General features: G+C 62.1%; 4 protein-coding genes. All 4 read left to right on the forward strand.

Going from position 1 to position 2,938, the window contains the following annotated elements; translation table 11 throughout:
* Positions 1-208 (forward strand): GFA family protein (locus Q8N40_RS07740; protein ID WP_305711399.1); only part of this gene is annotated, 208 nt, incomplete at its 5' end.
* 191 nt (positions 209-399) lie between these two features.
* On the forward strand, positions 400-1,086 hold the full coding sequence (locus Q8N40_RS07745; protein ID WP_305711400.1) for a site-2 protease family protein: 687 nt from the start codon (positions 400-402) through the stop codon (positions 1,084-1,086).
* 39 nt (positions 1,087-1,125) lie between these two features.
* Positions 1,126-1,554, forward strand: a complete 429-nt coding sequence (locus Q8N40_RS07750; RefSeq protein WP_305711401.1) for a hypothetical protein — start codon at positions 1,126-1,128, stop codon at positions 1,552-1,554.
* 175 nt (positions 1,555-1,729) lie between these two features.
* On the forward strand, positions 1,730-2,938 hold a 1,209-nt coding region (locus Q8N40_RS07755), incomplete at its 3' end, for an ABC transporter substrate-binding protein (protein WP_305711402.1).

Below are 2,938 nucleotides of genomic sequence, written 5' to 3' on the forward strand. Positions count from 1 at the left end.
AGCGCTCGACCGGGTTTTCTGCAAGACCTGCGGCACGCGGCTGTTTTCCTGGCGAACCAACGGCACGGTGACGGGCGTATCGCTGGCCGCCTTCGACGACCGCAACGCCTTTGCGCCGACCGAGCACATCTGGGTTTCGGAGAAGATGGACTGGGTGAAGCTGGATGACGGCTTGCTGCAATATCAGGAAACGGCGCCGCCGTTATAAAGGTGCCTCGTCGTGCCTGCGAACGCAGGGACCCATGACAACTACCGTTCGCGAAGATGGTAAAATCGTCGAGCAGCATTTCCAAAACGAGAAGCCGCGGCTTATGGTCCCTGCGCCCTGTGCGCAATTGCGCGCCAGGCAGGACGACGAAAGAAAAAGTTCGCTTCCAAAATCACTCGACAGGACATCCATTGTTTTCAAACATCTCCCTTTACGACGTCTCGGTCTGGGTCCTGCCGCTGATCATCGCCATCACATTTCACGAGGCCGCGCACGCCTTTGCCGCGCGCCAGCTCGGCGACAACACCGCCTATGACCTCGGTCGCGTCAGCTTCAATCCCTTCAAGCACATCGATCCGTTCGGCACCGTACTGCTGCCGGGGATCCTGCTGTTGTCCCACGCCCCGTTCCTGTTCGGCTATGCCAGGCCGGTGCCGGTGAATTTCCGCAATCTGCGTAACCCCCGGCTCGGCATGGTCTGGGTGGCGCTGGCCGGCCCCGCCACCAATATCGGGCTGGCCCTGCTGGCGGCACTGGCGTTCCATGCCCTGCCTCTGGCGCCCGCGGAGACCGCGAAATGGCTGGCCGACAACCTCAAGAACGCGCTGATCATCAATGTGCTGCTGGCGGTATTCAACATGCTGCCGATCCCGCCGCTGGACGGCGGCCGGGTCGCGGTCGGGCTGCTGCCGAACGTGCTGGCCTACCCGCTGTCCAGGCTGGAACCCTGGGGCATGCTGATCCTGATCGGGGTCCTGATCGTCCTGCCGCTGGCGGGTTCCCAGTTCGGTCTAAATCTTGATGTTATTTCGTCGTTAGTGCGGACATCGACCGGATATGTGATCCGTTTACTTCTCGTATTGACCGGCAATATGTAGTTTAAGCCCTAGAGGACTCCGACGACGCCTGAGGCCAATTTGATCAAAGCTGCGGATATGCTGATCGCGCGACGTGCCGACACAAGGGCGCGTGCCGACTTTGCGACCTGGAAGATGCTGGCCAAGCTGAACGGCACCTCCTCCCTGCCCGCGGAGGCCCAGAACTTCCTCGCCGGCTATAAAACCCTGCTCGAGAAGATGGCGGAACCCGAGGCCTCGGAAGCCACCATTCATCTGATTTTCCGCAGTTACTACGGCGAAATGGGCGGCGCCGGCACGCCGCCCGATGTAAAGGCCCATATGAACGGTCAGGGCCAGGTGGCGGACAACGTCACCGCCTTCAAGCGGCCGGCGCCGAAGCCGCCCAAGGCCGCCGCCGGTCCGCCGGCCAAACCCCGGCTTCCGGTGGCGCTGATTTTCATCTGCCTCGTCATCGTCTATGCCGGCGTCCGCTATTTCTGGCGCTGAGACCGCAGGCTGACGGCGCCAATTCTCCGCGACGTGAAATATTCAGGACGCACGACGCTGTTTTTCGCGGGCGGCTGTTTTTCGCGGGCGGCTATGCGGCCGGCGAAAACAGCGCCATAATGCCCGCTCGCGCTGATCATCTCGCGTGAATTTCAAAACATCCTTTGGAGGAATAATGAAGAAACGATCGATGGCTGCCCTCGTGCTAACCACGAGCCTGGTGTTGTCAGGCAGTGCGTTCGCGCAAGCCAAGCTCGATAAGGTCGTCAAGGTCGGCAGTCTCGGCGACCAGTCCGGCCTCTACGCCGATATCGGCGGTCCCGGCTCGTCGGCCGCGGCGCAGATGGCGATTGAAGATTCCGGACTGCTGGCCAAGGGCTGGAAGATCGACCTGATCTCGGCCGACCACCAGAACAAGCCCGATGTCGGCGTCAACATCGGCAAGCAGTGGATCGATGTCGACAAGGTCGACGTGTTCGTCGATCTCGCCTCTTCCGGCGTCGGCCTCGCGATCTCCAACCTCGCCAAGGACAAGAACGTCGTCAACCTGAACTCCGGTTCGGCGTCGTCGGACCTCACCGGCGCGCAGTGCTCGCCGAACACGGTCCACTGGGTCTACGACACCTGGATGCTCGCCAACGGCACCGGCAAGGCGCTGGTGAAATCCGGCGGCGACAGCTGGTTCTTCCTGACCGCGGATTACGCCTTCGGTCACGCGCTGGAGCGCGATACCGCCGCCGTCGTCACCGCCAATGGCGGCAAGGTGCTCGGCACCGTCCGGCATCCGCTCAACAACGCCGACTTCTCCTCCTTCCTGCTGCAGGCGCAGAGCACCAAGGCCAAGATCATCGGTCTCGCCAATGCCGGCGGCGACACCACCAACTCGATCAAGCAGGCGGCTGAGTTCGGCATCGTCGCCGGCGGCCAGAAGCTTGCGGGCATGCTGCTGTTCATCACCGACATCCATTCGCTCGGGCTCAAGGTGGCACAGGGCCTGAACTTCACCGAGACGTTCTACTGGGATGCCAACGACAAGACCCGCGCCTTTACCAAGCGCTTCAACGAAAAGCACAAGAAGGGCCCGCCGACCATGGTGCAGGCCGGCGTCTACTCCTCGCTGATCCATTACTTCAAGGCGCTGGAAGCCCTCGGCGGCAACCCGCATGACGGCCGCGCCGTGGTCGCCAAGATGAAGGAAATGCCGACCGACGACGATCTGTTCGGCAAGGGCTCGATCCGCGCCGACGGCCGCAAGATCCACCCGGCCTATCTGTTCGAAGTGAAGAAGCCGGCGGAATCCAAAGGCCCGTGGGACTACTACAAGCTGGTCGCCACCATCCCGGCGGAAGAAGCTTTTATCCCGCTGGACAAGAGCGTCTGTCCG

This window comes from Bradyrhizobium sp. (genome assembly GCF_030693485.1).
Taxonomy (GTDB): Bacteria; Pseudomonadota; Alphaproteobacteria; order Rhizobiales; family Xanthobacteraceae; genus Bradyrhizobium.